The 14,996-nt window shown below is 68.3% G+C and carries 9 protein-coding genes; 2 read left to right on the forward strand and 7 right to left on the reverse strand.

Annotation, left to right across the window (positions count from 1 at the left end; translation table 11 throughout):
• Positions 1-50: 50 nt before the first annotated feature.
• From glgX to glgA, 7 genes are read right to left on the reverse strand one after another with little or no spacing between them, the layout of a single operon-like run.
• Positions 51-2,171: a glycogen debranching protein GlgX gene (gene glgX / locus CKW06_RS13620; RefSeq protein ID WP_038646041.1), complete on the reverse strand. Its 2,121-nt coding sequence runs from the start codon at positions 2,169-2,171 to the stop codon at positions 51-53.
• The gene (locus CKW06_RS13625; protein ID WP_005413658.1) at positions 2,158-2,328 is read right to left on the reverse strand and encodes a DUF2934 domain-containing protein; all 171 of its coding nucleotides are present in this window, start codon (positions 2,326-2,328) and stop codon (positions 2,158-2,160) included. The genes glgX and CKW06_RS13625 overlap by 14 nt, the downstream gene beginning before the upstream one ends.
• Positions 2,297-4,870 carry a malto-oligosyltrehalose synthase gene (gene treY, locus CKW06_RS13630; RefSeq protein ID WP_038646044.1) on the reverse strand — a complete coding sequence of 858 codons (2,574 nt, stop codon included), beginning with the start codon at positions 4,868-4,870 and terminating at the stop codon, positions 2,297-2,299. Before treY ends, CKW06_RS13625 begins: the two co-directional genes overlap by 32 nt.
• A complete protein-coding gene (locus tag CKW06_RS13635; RefSeq protein ID WP_038646047.1) occupies positions 4,867-6,711 on the reverse strand; it encodes a 4-alpha-glucanotransferase in 1,845 nt (614 codons plus the stop codon). Before CKW06_RS13635 ends, treY begins: the two co-directional genes overlap by 4 nt.
• Positions 6,708-8,426 (reverse strand): malto-oligosyltrehalose trehalohydrolase, encoded by a 1,719-nt coding sequence (gene treZ, locus CKW06_RS13640; RefSeq protein ID WP_038646050.1) that lies wholly within the window; start codon positions 8,424-8,426, stop codon positions 6,708-6,710. Before treZ ends, CKW06_RS13635 begins: the two co-directional genes overlap by 4 nt.
• Positions 8,423-10,660 carry a 1,4-alpha-glucan branching enzyme gene (locus CKW06_RS13645; RefSeq protein WP_038646052.1) on the reverse strand — a complete coding sequence of 746 codons (2,238 nt, stop codon included), beginning with the start codon at positions 10,658-10,660 and terminating at the stop codon, positions 8,423-8,425. The genes treZ and CKW06_RS13645 overlap by 4 nt, the downstream gene beginning before the upstream one ends.
• Complete coding sequence (gene glgA, locus CKW06_RS13650) at positions 10,657-12,045, reverse strand: glycogen synthase GlgA (RefSeq protein WP_229297726.1); 1,389 nt, start codon at positions 12,043-12,045, stop codon at positions 10,657-10,659. The genes CKW06_RS13645 and glgA overlap by 4 nt, the downstream gene beginning before the upstream one ends.
• A gap of 579 nt (positions 12,046-12,624) precedes the next feature.
• Between glgA and CKW06_RS13655 the strand changes: the two genes are divergently transcribed.
• Together CKW06_RS13655 and CKW06_RS13660 are read left to right on the forward strand one after the other, a co-directional pair.
• Complete coding sequence (locus tag CKW06_RS13655) at positions 12,625-13,053, forward strand: PAS domain-containing protein (RefSeq protein WP_005409905.1); 429 nt, start codon at positions 12,625-12,627, stop codon at positions 13,051-13,053.
• On the forward strand, positions 13,050-14,579 hold the full coding sequence (locus CKW06_RS13660; protein ID WP_038646055.1) for a diflavin oxidoreductase: 1,530 nt from the start codon (positions 13,050-13,052) through the stop codon (positions 14,577-14,579). The genes CKW06_RS13655 and CKW06_RS13660 overlap by 4 nt, the downstream gene beginning before the upstream one ends.
• Positions 14,580-14,996 lie beyond the last annotated feature (417 nt).

Genomic DNA, 14,996 nt, shown 5'->3' on the forward strand with positions numbered 1-14,996 from the left:
ACCGGTCCGCCGGGCAATGCCCGGCGGTCCGTAGTGGCGCAGCAGTGCAATCACGCGCTGCTGCTTGCCGCGAGCAGGCACAGGCTGCGCGGCGGCAGCGTCCAGGCGCCTTCCTCATCCGGCTCCAACGGCGTTTCGTCGGTCTGCAGGAGTACGCGCCGGAACGACAGGGCGTCGTCTGACACACAGAACCGCTGCGGCTGCTCCCCGGCGTTCAACAGCAGGGCCAGGCTGACATGCCGCCCGGGCTCGCGCAGGCCACTGTCCGGGCTGCGACCGTCCAGCACGATCAGCAGCGCACGCAGCCCTGCGTCATGCCAGTCCGCTTCCTCCATGCCGCGACCATCGGGATGCCGCCAGTCGATATCGCGCAGGCCCAGCGCCTCATCGTACTCGCCGCGCAGGAACCGGTTCCGGCGCAGCAGGCCGTAGCGCCGGCGCAGTGACAGCGCCCGCCGCACGAACGCCACCTGCGCCTGTGCAGCCGGCAATGCTGCGCGCTCCCAGTCGATCCAGCTCAGCGGATTGTCCTGGCAGTAGGCGTTGTTGTTGCCCTGCTGCGAATGGCCGAACTCATCGCCTGCCAGCAGCATCGGCGTCCCCTGCGCCAGCAGCAGCGTGGCCAGCAGATTGCGCATCTGCCGCGCACGCAACGAAAGGATCGCCGCATCATCGGTGTCTCCCTCCACGCCGTGGTTGCTGGAGAGGTTGTGCGAGTGGCCGTCACGGTTGTCCTCGCCGTTGGCCTCGTTGTGGCGATCGTTGTAGCTGACCAGATCGTGCAGGGTGAATCCATCATGCGCCGTCACCAGATTGATGCTGGCCGACGGTCGCCTGCCGTGGTGTTCGAACAGGTCGGCCGAGCCAGTGAAGCGCGTGGCAAACTCCGCCAGCTGCCCGCCATCGCCACGCCACAGCGCGCGCACCGTGTCGCGGAAGCGGTCGTTCCACTCGGCCCAGCCCGGCGGAAACTGGCCCAGCTGGTAGCCGCCCGGGCCGATGTCCCATGGCTCGGCAATCAGCTTCACCTGGCTCAGGATCGGGTCTTGGCGTACCGCATCGAGGAAGCTGCCCGAGGCGTCAAAGCCATGCCGTTCGCGGCCGAGGATGGTTGCCAGGTCGAAGCGGAACCCATCCACCCGCATCTCGGTCACCCAGTAGCGCAGGGAGTCCATGACCATGCGCAGCGCACCGGCATTGGTCAGGTCGAACGTATTGCCGGTACCCGTATCGTTGATGTAATAGCGGCGATCATCGGCCAAACGGTAGTAGCTGGCGTTGTCGATGCCCTTGAACGACAGCGTAGGGCCCAGCTCGTTGCCTTCGGCCGTGTGGTTGTAGACCACGTCCAGGATGACCTCGATGCCCGCGTTGTGCAGGCGCGCGACCATCTGCTTGAACTCGGCCACGGTGCCCAGCGACAGATAGCGTGCCTGCGGCGCGAAGAAGCCGATGGTGTTGTATCCCCAGTAGTTGCGCAGCCCGCGCTCGAGCAGCTGCTGGTCATCCACGTAGGCATGCACCGGCAGCAGCTCGATGGCGGTCACCCCCAGATGGCTGAGGTGGTCGACCACCGCATCGTGCCGCAACGCGGAGAAGGTACCGCGCTCGGCCTGCGGGACGTCGGGATGCTGCATGGTCAGTCCGCGCACGTGGGCTTCGTAGATCACGGTCCGGTCCCAGGGCGTGGCAGGTGCACGCTCGACGCCCCAGCTGAAGGCCGGATCGATCACGGCACAGCGTGGCATGTAACTGGCGCTGTCGCGGCGGTCGAAACTGAGATCGCCATCGCGGTGACCCAGGGTGTAGCCGAACAGGTGTGGGGCCCACTTCAGTTCGCCGACGATCTGCTTGGCGTAGGGGTCCAGCAGCAGCTTGTTGGGATTGAAGCGATGGCCCTCTTCCGGGGCATACGGGCCGTGCACCCGGTAGCCGTAACGTTGCCCGGGCCGCACGTCCGGCAGGTAGCCGTGCCAGATCTCGTTGGTGTACTCGGGCAGCGCGATACGCTCGACTTCACGGTTGCGCGCGTCGAACAGGCAGAGTTCCACCCGGGTGGCGTGCCGAGAGTACAGCGCGAAGTTCACACCCAAGCCGTCCCAGGTCGCTCCCAGCGGGAACGGCCGGCCTTCGCGCACCCGCGAGGTCTGCGTCCACTTACGGCTGGCCATCGGTTCCCTCCTCGTCGCGCGCAGCGGCAATCTCGGCTTCCACCAGGCGCTCGGCCATGTGCCAATGCCGCTGCTGCTGGTCGTCCGGGCGCCCTTCCGCTTCCCATATCTGATGGGCCAATGCCTCAATCCGCTGCCGTCGTTCCCTGCTGTCCATTCCTGTCCGTCTCCTCGTTGATCCATACCGCCAACGGGCTGCCAGCCAGAAGCCGTGCCGCGTCCTCGGTTGCCTTGAAATGTTCGATGCGCCCGTCCAGCAGGTTGCGCATGCGGCCTGTCGGCAGCCCGTGCAGCATCACGCCAGTGCCGACGTCGTGTGCTGCGTGCAGGCCGGGCCCGGGCACGGCGGTGGGCGAACCACGCCGCACGATCACCAGCAGCACCTGCGCCTGATGCCTGCGCGCGAATGCCAGCCAGGGCGAACGCGCCGGTACGGACAGCGGCTGCAGTTGGCCGTGCAGGAACAGCTGCGGGTGCCTGCGGCGGCACTCCAGCAAGCGCCTGAGCAGAAATGCCTTGATGCCACCGTCCCGCCAGTCCTCCAGCAGGGCGGGCCAACCGCGCGTATCGCGCAGCCACGCCTGCCGCACTGGATAGTCCACGGCACGCCGGTTGTCCGGGTCCACCAGGCTCAGGTCCCAGCCTTCTCCGCCCTGGTAGAGGTCGGGCACGCCGGGCAAGCAGTGCTGCAGGCACAGCTGTGCCAGGCCGTTGCAGGCGCCGGCCGGCGCAATGCGCGCCACGAACGTCGCCAGCGCCTCCCGCACCGGCTGCAATGGCGCTCCATGCAGCAGCGCGTGCAGCCACTGCGCGGCGGCCTCCTCCACCGCCACGTTGGGATCGGACCAGCTGCTGACCCGTTTGCCCTCGCGCAACGCCTTGGTCAGCCATTGCACCATCCTCGATGCGAAGTCGGCGCCCGGGTTACCGTGCATCGGCCACGCGGCCACGAGCGCCTGCCACAGCGCATAGGCCTCGGCACCCGGCAACGGCATCGGCGCGCCCGCGCGGGTCGACATCCGGCTCCAGCGCCGCACAGCCTCCCGCCACGCGACCGTGCAGGTGCTGAGAACCGCCAGCCGCGCCCGGCTGTCGGCCCCGCGCTTGTGATCGTGGGTCGCCAGCGCAAGCAATGCCCGCGGATGGCGCTGCAGGCGTCTCACTGCGTGTTCCAGCAGCTCGCGTCCCTCCATGCCCAGCCGCTGCGGATCACTTCCGACTTCGTTGCGCGACAGCAGCCTGAAGTAACGATAGAAGCCTGTGTCCTCCACCGACTTGGCATTCAACGGCGCGGCCAATTGCCCGAATCTCACCCGCAGCGCGCGCTCGGCCTCCGCCTCGCCGGGAAGTGCCCGCAGCAGCAGATCCAGTGCCGCGTGTGCCGTACCGTCCAGTGCCTCGCGTGCTGCCGCGGCAGCGTCCACCAAGGCCTTCCGTTCACCTGCATCCTGCAGCGAATAGGGGCGGTAGGTACGGTAGTGCCGCAGCAGCGCGGCCAATGCACGGGCAAGCGCAGCGGCTCCGATATCGGCTTCGGCCAGCCGGGGCTGCAGGACCCGCTGCGCGCTGCGCAGCAGTCGCTGGAAGTCGGTGTGAAGCGACGTGCGCAGCAGCATGCTGCGGGCATCCTGCTGCAAGTCGTCAAAGCTGCGCGCGTCGCCACTCGCCGCTTGCCAGGTGCGGGAGAGCGCGGGTGCAGCAGCCGGATCATGCAGCCAGGCGCCAACCTGGTCCATGAAGTCATAGCCCGTCGTGCCGTCGCAGGCCCAGCCATCGGGCAGCTGTTCGTCCTCCGCCAGTATCTTCTCCACATGCACGCTCACTGCCTGTGGGTCGCGACCGCCTGCCGCGCAGGCCGCGTCGAGCGACGCACGCAGGTGTTGCAGGTACGGCCCGGGTGACGACAGGCCATCCACATGGTCAATGCGCAGGCCGTCAACCCACCCCGCACGCACCAGCCGCAACGGCAGCGCATGCACCGCCGCGAACACATCGTCGCGCTCCACCCGCAGTGCGGCCAGTTCGTTGATGTCGAAGAAGCGCCGGTAGTTCACCTGATCGGCCGCCGTGCGCCACCAAGCCAGCCGGTAGTGCTGCCGCTGCAGCAGCGTGTGCAACCGTTCGACGCTGCGGTTGCAGCGTTCCGCCCATGCCGGCCACTGCGCGGGTGCCAGCGGATGGCTGCGCGGAGACAACGGCAATGCCAGCCCGTGATGACGCAGCGTCGGCCGCTCATCGTCCACTGCTACGCGCAACACGCCATCGCGCACGGCGTCGTGCAGTGGCCGGTCCAGCACAGGCAGCCAGAGCCGGCCCTCGCAGCCCGGCGCCTCCCAGTCAATGTCGAACCATCCGGCATGGGGACTTCTGCACCCGTGCAGCAGCACATCGTTCCACCAGGGCGTCTGCGGGGATGCCGCAAGATGGTTGGGTACGATGTCCAGGATCAGGCCCATGCCATGCGCGCGCGCCGCTGTCGCCAATCGCTGGAAGGCATCTTCGCCGCCCAGTTCCGGATTGATGCGGGCCGGGTCGATGCCATCGTAGCCATGCATGGACCCTGGCATCGCAGCGCTGATCGGCGACAGGTAAAGGTGGCTGACGCCCAGCGCGGCGTAGTACGGCAGCTGCGCCGCAGCGGCCTCGAAGTTGAAGCCTGCATGCAGCTGCAGGCGTGCGGTGGCACGCAACCGGGTCATCGTCCCGCCTTGCGCCGCGTGGCGCTGAACCGGGCAATGCGCGCGTCGGCCGCGTCCGGATCCCACGCAAGCGGCAAGCGTCGGCGCCAGTTCGGGTGACCGTTGACGGTACCCGGCAGGTTCACCTGCGCGCGGCTGCCCAGCGCATCTTCCAGCGGGAGCAGCGCCAGCCGTGAAGGTGCGTGCGCCGCCAGTGACAGCGCACGCGCTTCCAGCGTCGCGCCCTCGCGCCGGGCGACTGCGGACAGCGCCTGTACCTCGCTGGCACGCGCGTGCAGCGCCGCGGGAAGCTCGGTCAGCTCACCCAGCCGTGCACGCCAGCGCAGGTCGCGCCCGCGCAGCCAGCCGGCCAGCGGCGGCAGATCATGGGTGGAGGGCATGGCCACCGCATCGCGGCGCCACCGTGGCGCCGGCAGGAAGCGCTCACCGTTGCGGGCGAACGGCAGCACCTCAAGCCCCAGCACGCCACGGGCTGCCAGTCGCTGGCGGATACCCGGAGGAACTACCCCAAGGTCCTCACCGATCAGCACGCAGCGATGGCGCCACGATTCCAGCACCAGCAGGTTGATCAGATCATCGAACGGATAGCGCAGGTACACCCCCTGCCCGGCGCCTGCGCCACGCGGCAGCACCCACAGCCGCTGCAGGCCCAGGATGTGGTCGATGCGCAATCCACCGCGACCCGCCATCACGGCGCGCAACACGCGGATGAACGGTTCAAACCCCTCACGCTGCAACGCAGAGGGTGACCAGCTGGTGATACCCCAGGCCTGGCCCAGCGGATTGAACGCATCCGGCGGCGCGCCCAGCTCGAGGCCCTGCAGCAGGCGGTCGCCGCCGGTCCGGGCCTCGACGCCCTGCGGTGCGCAACCCACTGCCAGATCCGCGATCAGTCCGATCGATGCGCCGTCGTTGCGCAGTCCCGCCTGCACCTGCGCCCAGCCTTGCCGCGCCAACCACTGCGCAAACGCATGGTCGTCGGCGCTTCCAGTGAATCGGTCGGCGGCGTGCTCGCAATACTGCAGCAGGGGTTCGCCCTGCGCATCGCACCACGTCTGCATCTGTTCGTACTGTGCCGGCGCCTGCTGCCGCAGCCATTGGCGCCCTTGGCGCAGCCAGCGCCACTTCACTGCCGCCGAGTGCGGCCAGTCGATGCGGCGTGCTGCGGTAGCCGCTTCAACGGCCATCGCCAGTGCTTCGTCCTCGCGCAACACGCTGCTGGCGGCCTCCGGCAAAACCTGCGGCAGCGACACCTGCAGCGGATCGAGCCAGCGCCGGTCGCTGGGCGAGTAAGGACTGTAGCCCGTGCCCGGTGGCAGGCCGGCGTGCAGCGGACTCAACGCCAGTGCATCGCCGCGGTGACGGTGCAGCAGCTCGCGCCACCGCGCACAGCCGGCGCTGTCACCGATGCCGGCATCACCGGGCGCGCGCAGGCTGTAGACCTGCGCCGACAGACCCCAACCGCGCAGCAGGCCCTGCGGCCACCAGGCACGCTGCGGTGCCACCGCAACCGCCTGTTGCTGCCCGCCCTGGCGCCACTGCCAATAGCCTGGCTGATCAGGAACCCGCCAGCGCCCTTGCGCATCCGCACGTGCAGGCAACGCTGCGCCCTGCTCATCCACCCAGCACGCCGCGCCCGTTGCCTCAGGCATGGCCAGGAGCTGACCACAGCAGGCGGTGAGCAACGGGTGGGCCACCGGCGCACCGTCGCACGCGAACTCCGCCAGCACGGCGCGCAGCACGTCGGGCGGAACCTCGCGCTCTGCTCCGGCCACGTCGGTCCAGCGGACCAGCAGGCCCACACGGCGAGCCGCCTCCCGCACCGCCGCATCCGTATTCATGCGGCGATCCAGCGCGCAAGCGCACCGCCGCCTGCCGGCAGCATCGCGGCCGCGTCCGGCCCAACGACGCACTCGCCGGCCGGCACCGCATGCGCCACCGGCACAGGGCCCACGTTGATCGCGATCCACCATTGGCCCGAGGGCAACTGCCAGCCCGCCTGCACCGCGCCCTGGCCCAGCACGCGCGCGCCCAGCGACCGCGCCTGCAGCAGGCCCGGCTGCAGATAGCGCCTGCGCAGGCCGAGGAACTCACCCGTGCAGCGCAGCCAGTGCTGCGACCAGGGATCATCGCCGGGCGGCGGCGTGTACGACGCCTGCAGGGTCGCCGCATCGTTCGGGTCCGGAATACGCGCGCGCGCGGCGGCGTCGGCAAAGGCACTGAAACCGGAGAACTCACGGCGACGCCCTTCACGCACCGCCTCGTCCAGCGGTGGCGCGTAGTCGGTGAAGAACAGGAATGGCGATTGCACCTGCCACGGTTCGCCCATGAACAGCAGCGGGATCATCGGCGTCAGCAGGGTCAGGGCCAGCGCCGCGCGCAGCCGGGCAGGATCGATCAGCATCGACAGGCGCTCGCCGAAAGCGCGGTTGCCCACCTGGTCATGGTTCTGCGCGAATACCACAAAACGCGCGGGCGACAGGTCGGCGCTGGGTTCGCCGCGGGGATCGCCGCGCAGGTCCGGTTCGCCCTGCCAGGCGAATCCCTCGGCCAGGCAGCGCGCCAGGAGTGCTTCGGCGCGCCCGGCATAGGCCGCGTAATAGCCTTCCTGCTCGCCGGTCAGCATCACATGCAGCGTGTTGTGGAAGTCGTCGTTCCACTGCCCCTGATAGGCGCCGCGCAGCCAACGCGCCTGGTTGCGTTCGTTCTCCAGCACCAGGTGCGCCTGCGGCACCGCAGCGCGTACCTCATCGGCCAGCTGCTGCAGGAACCGGTCATCGTCAATGGCGTGCACAGCATCCAGGCGCAGTCCGTCGACGCCATAGTCGCGCAGCCACATCAGCGCATTGTCGATGAAGAAGCGCCGCACCCAGGGCTGGCGGAAGTCGATGGCCTCGCCCCACGGCGTGCTGCGATCGTCACGGAAGAACCCGCGCGCGTAGTCGCGCAGGTGGTTGCCCTGCGGTCCGAAGTGGTTGTAGACCACATCCAGCAGCACCGACAGCCCTGCATCGTGCGCCGCCTCGATGAAGGTCCTCAGCGCTGCCGGCCCGCCGTAGGCATGGGCCGGCGCATACGGGAACACGCCGTCGTAGCCCCAGTTGCGGCCACCGGGAAACTGCGCGACCGGCATCAGTTCAATGGCGGTGATGCCCAGGGCCGCCAGCATCGGCAGCTGCGCGGTCAACGCCGCGAACCCGCCGCCGGCCTCGATGTGCACTTCATAGATCACCAGGTCCTGCCAGGCATGCCCGTGCCAGGCAGGCCACGCTGCCTCCGTATCCAGCACCACCGCGCTGTCGCCGTCGATGCCGTCCGGCTGCCAGCGCGAGGCCGGGTCGGGCACGTCCTGGCCGGACGGCAGGCGGAACCGGTAGCGGTCACCATGCGACGCCTGTGTCCGCAGCCAGTGGCAGCCGTCCGGGTCGCGGTGCATCGGCCGCAGCACGCCCTGCAGGCACAGCGCCACGGTGCCTGCGTCCGGTGCCCACACGCGGAACTCGACACCTTCACCGGCCACCGGCCATGCGCCCAGGCGCGGCGCCACTGCGGTCATGCATCAACCTGCAGGTACAGCGTGGACAGCGGCGGCAGTGTGAGCCGCAGCGACTGCGCGTGACCATGCATCGGCCTCGGCTCGGTATGCACTGCGCCGAGGTTTCCCGCGTTGCCGCCACCGTAGTAACCGCTGTCGGTGTTGAGCCGTTCGGTCCAACACCCCGGTTGCGGCACACCGACCCGGTAGCCGTCGCGACGTACCGGAGTGAAGTTGCTCACTACCAGAAGGGTGCGGCCGCTACCGGCCGGATCCCGGCGGATGAAGGCGTAGACGCTGTTGCGGCTGTCGTCGGCCACGCTCCAGTCGAAACCGCGTTCGTCGCGTTCGTCGCGGTGCAACGCGGGTTCGGAGCGCAGCACGGCATTGAGGTCGCCCACCACGCGCGACAGGCCCTGGCCCTCGTTGCTGGCCGCCCGTGCCCAGTCCAGTGCCGCATCGTGCGACCACTCCTGTCCCTGGCCAAACTCGCCGCCCATGAACAGCAGTTTGCTGCCCGGGTGCGCCCACATGAAACCGTAGTACGCGCGGAGCTGGGCCAGCCGCTGCGCCGGCTCGCCCGCCATCTTGGCCAGCAGCGCTCCCTTGCCGTGCACCACCTCGTCATGCGAAAGCGGAAGCACGAACCGTTCGGAGAAGGCGTAGACCAGGCCGAAGCTGATCTCACTATGGTGATGCTGGCGATGAACCGGATCGCGCCCGAGGTACTGCAGGGTGTCATGCATCCAGCCCATGTTCCATTTGTGGGTGAAACCAAGCCCGCCCTGCTCCACCGGCGCGGTCACCCCTGGCCATGCGGTGGATTCCTCGGCGATCACCAGCACATCCGGGAAGCGCTCCCTCAGCGTCTGGTTCATCCGCCGTAGAAAAGCGACCGCCTGCAGGTTCTCGCGCCCACCCTGCTCGTTGGGTATCCACTGGCCCTCGGCACGGCTGTAATCCCGGTACAGCATCGACGCCACGGCATCCACGCGCAGACCATCGATGTGGAACCGCTCCACCCACTCCAATGCACTGCCGATCAGGTAGGCGGCCACTTCGTTGCGGCCATAGTTGTAGATCAGCGTGTCCCAGTCGGCGTGCACCCCTTCGCGCGGGTCGGCATGCTCGTACAGCGCGGTGCCATCGAACCCGGCCAGGCCATGCGCATCGTTCGGGAAGTGCGCGCTCACCCAGTCCACGATCACCCCTACGCCGGCCTGATGGCAGCGGTCCACGAAGCGTGCGAAGGCCTGTGGCGTGCCATGGCGCGCCGTTGGCGCGTAGATCCCCAGTGGCTGATAGCCCCAGGAACCGCCAAAGGGATGCTCGCTGACCGGCAGCAGCTCGATGTGGGTGAAGCCAAGCCCTGCCACGTACGGAATCAACCGGTCGGCCAGGGCGTCCCAGTCCAGCGGCGAACCATCGTCGCTGCGCTGCCAGGAGCCCGCATGCACTTCGTAGATGGACAGCGGCGTGCAGGTTCCGGCCTGCCGCCGCGCCGCCAACCATGCATCATCGTGCCACTGCATCGGCGCGGCCGAAGGCACCCGCGAGGCGGTGGCCGGTGGCAGCTCGGCCCAGCGCGCCATCGGATCGAACTTGTCGGGCATCACCCGGCCGTCGGCGCCGACGATGCGGAATTTGTAGCGGGCACCGGCCTGCACGCCAGGCAGGAACAGCTCCCACACGCCAGCGGTGTGGCGCAGCCGCATCGGATGGCGCCGGCCATCCCACCCGTTGAAATCGCCGACCACGGCAACCCTTCGTGCGTTGGGGGCCCACACCGCGAAGCGCACGCCGTCGATACCCTGTACCTGCATCGCTACTGCGCCCAACTGGCGCGCTGCATCAGCGTCACCGGCATGGAAATGCTGCAGCAGCGCCTCATCCAGCAGCGGACCGAAGGAATAGGCATCGTGCACCTGCTCCACACCCTGCTCGAAATGCAGGGCGAGCAACGGCACGGGCGCTTCACCTGCTGCACCTTCGAACAGGCCGGGCAAGGGGCCCGGTTGCAGATCCCAGCGCCGCTCCGGGCCCGCAATCACCTCCACGCGACGCGCGTGGGGCACCAGAACGCGCAGCTGGCGCTGGCCATCGGGCTGTTGGTGCGGCCCGAGCCAGGCAAACGCATCGGCCGGCCGTGCATGAACCAGGTCGTCCAGGGCCGGAGCCACCACGCCCTCCTCCCGTCCGGCAGTCGCCATGGGCTCGTCCTCGAGGGCGACCGGCTGCAGGCTGTCGTGACTCATGCGGCCACCTGGCAGGTCTGCTGGTACAGGGCCAGATATGCGCGCCCCGCCGCATCCCAACCGCCCGGCCGCAGCATGGCCGCGCGGCGCATGGCCTGCAGCAGGCCGGGCAGGCGGAAGGTGCGCATCGCCCGTTCCACGCAGCGGCGCAGGCCATCGGCATTGGCGCCGTGGAACAGGAATCCGGTCACGCCATCCTCGACGGTATCCACCAGCCCGCCGGTCGCGTGCGCGATGGGCAGGCAGCCGAAGCGCTGCGCGTACATCTGGCTCAACCCACAGGGTTCGAAACGCGAAGGCATCAGCAGGAAATCGGCGCCAGCAAACATCTGGCGGGCCAGCGCCTCTTCGAAGCCGATGAATGCGCCCACCCGTCCGGGGTAGCGCCGGGCCAGCGCCTGCACCTGCGCTTCCACCTGCGGCTCGCCGCCACCGATGATGACCAGCTGGCCGCCGGCCGCCACGATCTGCGGCGCCACGTCGCATGTGATGTCCAGACCTTTCTGGTGCACCAGGCGGGAGACCACCGCGAACAGCGGGCCGGCCGAGGGCGCCAGGCCGAATGCACTGCGCACCGCGTGCGCATTGGTGGCGCGCCCGGTCCACTCACCAATGCCGAAGTGGGCCTTGAGATGGATGTCACGACGGGGGTCCCAGCTGGCGTCAATGCCGTTGACGATACCGCTCAGGTGGCCGCCGGCGGCGCGCCGGGCCAACAGATCATGCAGTCCGCAACCATCGTCCGGGGCGGTGATCTGTTGCGCGTAGCGCAGGCTGACCGTGTTCAGGCGCGTGGCATTGGTGATGCCACCCTGCAGGAACGACATCTGCCCGTGGAAGTGCAGTTCATCCAGGTGTTCGACCGGTACGCCCAGCACAGGTGCAAGCGCATACGGAAACAGCCCCTGGTAAGCCAGGTTGTGGATGGTCAGCAGGGTCGGCACGGTGGTCCGGTCCCAACGCACGTAGGCTGCCGCCATGGCCACAGGCCAATCATTCAGGTGCAGCAGCTGCGGCGACCAGTCCAGCCCGGCACGCCCGGCCGCAATCTCCGCCGCCGCGTGTGAGAGCGTGGCGAAGCGAACCGCGTTGTCCTTCCACTCCTGGCCCTGCCCATCGACGTATGGCGAACCTTCGCGCTCGTACAGCTCTGGCGAGAGCAGCACGTAGATCGGAAGGCCGTCTGCCTGCACTGCCATGCCGATCCCGCACGCAGGCAGGCCCGCCCTCGCGCTGACCTGTCCCACCCGCTGCAGCTGTGGCAGGCGCTGCAGTACCTCCGGGTAGCCGGGCAGCAGCACGCGCGAATCACAGGCGCCGCGTACCGCACGCGGCAGGGCTGCGGCCACGTCGCCCAGGCCCCCGGCCTTGATGAAGTCGGCCATCTCGGTCGCGACGAACAACACACGCTGTACCAGCTCCGGCAGCTGCAGTGGCTGCGAGTGGCCACGCCGGGTGCCGATCGGCACGAGCGAACCGGGAGAGGTCGCAACAGATGAAGCGGACTGGACAGCGCGGGCCATGGGAGGGGCTCTCGGGTATTTCAGGCAGACGGACGCCAGCGGCGCCCGGACGGGCGCTGATGGTGGGAAGGAAGTCGACGCAGGACGTGGGGGACGTCAGCGAGAGGCTCAGGACGACAATAGCCCTGCATGCGATCAATCAACCGTGAAGCCATGGCGATTTCTTTGTGACAACACGTCATGAGCTCAGTACACATGACATGCGCCCGCCTCCTGCCCGTGTCTCCTGCGATGGGGCCGAGCCCATGCCCGGCTGTTGGCAATCCCACGTGCCGCCTGAGCCGAGCTGGATTGGTCTTTAAGAGACTCACCCTGCGACACCCGGTCGCAGGCCTTCGCGCTACGCGCTTGACCAATGTCAAACCGCCCGCCGCCGCGCGGGCGTATTCCTATGCAGGACCCGAACACGCCGGCGCGGCCGGCATCCACAAGGACCCTGCGATGAGCTACACCCCCGACAACGCCCAGCTGCTGAACGCCATGCAGAACGTCATGGTGATCTCCACCACCGACCTGCAGGGCAACATCACCTACGCCAATGACCTGTTCTGCACGCTCACCGGCTTCGCCCGCGAAGAGCTGATCGGCCAGCCGCACAGCATCGTGCGCCACCCGGACGTGCCCAAGGCCGTATACAAGGACATGTGGGACACCATCAAGGCCGGCAAGACCTGGACCGGCATCGTGCCCAACCTCGGCAAGGGCGGCGTGCTCTACGTGGTCGACACCACCGTGCAGCCGCTGTTCGACGCAGACGGCAACATCACCTCCTACATCAGCATCCGCCGCGTGGTGAACGACCTGATGCAGAACTACGACCTGGTCGAGTTCAGCAAGGAAAAGTTCGACGACTTCTACGAGGCCGCGTGAACGCTCTCCCGACCAGTACGCCCTTCAGCCGTCTGCTGGTGGGTTTCGCGTCCGAGTCGGGCAACGCCCGCGCCCTGGCCCAGCGCCTGGGCGCGGAACTGCAGCCGCATGGGCCGCAGGTGCTCCCGTTCAACGACATCGACGTAGCCAGTCTCGGCCAAGGCGATGTGCTGCTGGCGATCTCCAGTTCCTTCGGTGACGGTGAGCCGCCAGCCAATGGCGAGCAGTTCTTCGAAACGCTGCGCCAGATCCCGACGCTGAGCGGCCTGCGCTATGCAGTGTTCGGGCTCGGTGATACCGGCTACCCGAGCTTCTGCGGCTTCACCAAGGCGCTGGATGCCGCGCTGAGCGAGCGCCAGGCGCAGCCGCTGCTGCATCGGGTGGACGCCGATCTGGGCTACGAGCAGTTCTTCCAGCAATGGCAGCCGGTGCTCGGCCAGGTGCTGGATGGCGACCTCAGCGCTGGCCAGCACCTGCACCTGCAGGTCACCGCCTATGGCGAAGACAATGCCTTTGCCGCTCCCATCCTCGAACGCCGCCGCTTGAACAGCAGCGACCCGGCCGCCTGGCACCTGCAACTGGACATTGCCGGCAGTGGCATGGCCTACCGCGCGGGGGACACCCTGCACGTGGTACCCGAGAACGACCCTGCCTTGCTGCAGGCATTGGCTACCTGGTACGGCGACACCGCCGCCGTGGCCGCCCTGCACGACCGCGAGCTGCGCCTGCTGAGCAAGGGCGTGCTGCGCGAACTGGCCAAGCTCGGCAGTAGTGAGGTACTGAAGGGCCTGTTGAAGGTCAGCCAGAAGCGCGAGCTGGAAGCCTACCTGCACGGCCTGGACCTGCTGGACGTGCTGCAGGACCACGCCACGCCGGACAGCGTGCCGCTTGCCCGGCTGCGCGAACTGCTGTCACCGCGGCTGCCGCGTGCCTATTCGATCGCCTCGCACCCGTGCGACGACCAGCTGAGCCTGTGCGTGCGCGAAGTGCGCTACACCCTGCGCGGCCGCGAACGCTTCGGCACTGCCACCGGCAGCCTGCTGCATGGCGGCGACCACGCCCGTGTGTACTGCCGCTCCAACCCTGGCTTCCACCTGCCCGATACCGGCCAGGCGCCGCTGCTGCTGGTCGGCACCGGCACCGGCATCGCACCGCTGATGGGCCTGATGCAGGAGCTGCAGGCCAACGGCTGCGAACGCGAGGTGCACCTGGTGTTTGGCGAGAAGCACCGCCAGCACGATTACCTGTATCGCGACCAGCTGCAGGACTGGCACGCGCGTGGCGTGCTGGCCGGCCTGCATACCGCGTTCTCGCGCGATGGCGCTGAAAAGATCTATGTGCAGCATGTGCTGCAGCAGCGCGCCAGCGAAGTGCGCGACGTCCTGGTCTGCGGCGGGCATCTTTACCTGTGCGGCAACAAGCGCCATCTGGAGGGCGCGGTGCGCGAGGCCATCGATGCCATCGGCGGCGAGGGACGCTGGGACGCGCTGCGCGGTGAAGGCCGCACGCACTGTGAGCTGTATTGATCGTACCACTGGACTGCACGAATCCTGGACCGGTAGAGCCGGCCGCTGGCCGGCTGCTCAGTACTCCTTGGTTGCCGGCCAGCGGCCGGCACTACCAGAACATGTAGCCAATCATCGCCTGTGCATCACGGTAGAGCCGGCCGCTGGCCGGCTGCCCAGTATCCCTTGGTTGCCGGCCAGCGGCCGGCACTACCAGAACATGTAGCCAATCATCGCCTGTGCATCACGGTAGAGCCGGCCGCTGGCCGGCTGCCCAGTATCCCTTGGTTGCCGGCCAGCGGCCGGCACTACCAGAACATGTAGCCAATCATCGCCTGTGCATCACGGTAGAGCCGGCCGCTGACCGGCATTACCAGAATATGTAGCCAACCATCGCCCGTGCATCACGGTAGAGCCGGCCGCTGGCCGGCTGCTCAG

The sequence above is a fragment of the Stenotrophomonas maltophilia genome (genome assembly GCF_900186865.1).
GTDB classification, from domain to species: domain Bacteria; phylum Pseudomonadota; class Gammaproteobacteria; order Xanthomonadales; family Xanthomonadaceae; genus Stenotrophomonas; species Stenotrophomonas maltophilia.

What these genes read in the sequence shown, in the direction of transcription:
- glgX (WP_038646041.1), bottom strand. Translation starts at nt 2,171, where the DNA reads ATGGCCAGCCGTAAGTGGACGCAGACCTCGCGGGTGCGCGAAGGCCGG.
- CKW06_RS13625 (WP_005413658.1), bottom strand. Translation starts at nt 2,328, where the DNA reads ATGGACAGCAGGGAACGACGGCAGCGGATTGAGGCATTGGCCCATCAG.
- treY (WP_038646044.1), bottom strand. Translation starts at nt 4,870, where the DNA reads ATGACCCGGTTGCGTGCCACCGCACGCCTGCAGCTGCATGCAGGCTTC.
- CKW06_RS13635 (WP_038646047.1), bottom strand. Translation starts at nt 6,711, where the DNA reads ATGAATACGGATGCGGCGGTGCGGGAGGCGGCTCGCCGTGTGGGCCTG.
- treZ (WP_038646050.1), bottom strand. Translation starts at nt 8,426, where the DNA reads ATGACCGCAGTGGCGCCGCGCCTGGGCGCATGGCCGGTGGCCGGTGAA.
- CKW06_RS13645 (WP_038646052.1), bottom strand. Translation starts at nt 10,660, where the DNA reads ATGAGTCACGACAGCCTGCAGCCGGTCGCCCTCGAGGACGAGCCCATG.
- glgA (WP_229297726.1), bottom strand. Translation starts at nt 12,045, where the DNA reads ATGGCCGACTTCATCAAGGCCGGGGGCCTGGGCGACGTGGCCGCAGCC.
- CKW06_RS13655 (WP_005409905.1), top strand. Translation starts at nt 12,625, where the DNA reads ATGAGCTACACCCCCGACAACGCCCAGCTGCTGAACGCCATGCAGAAC.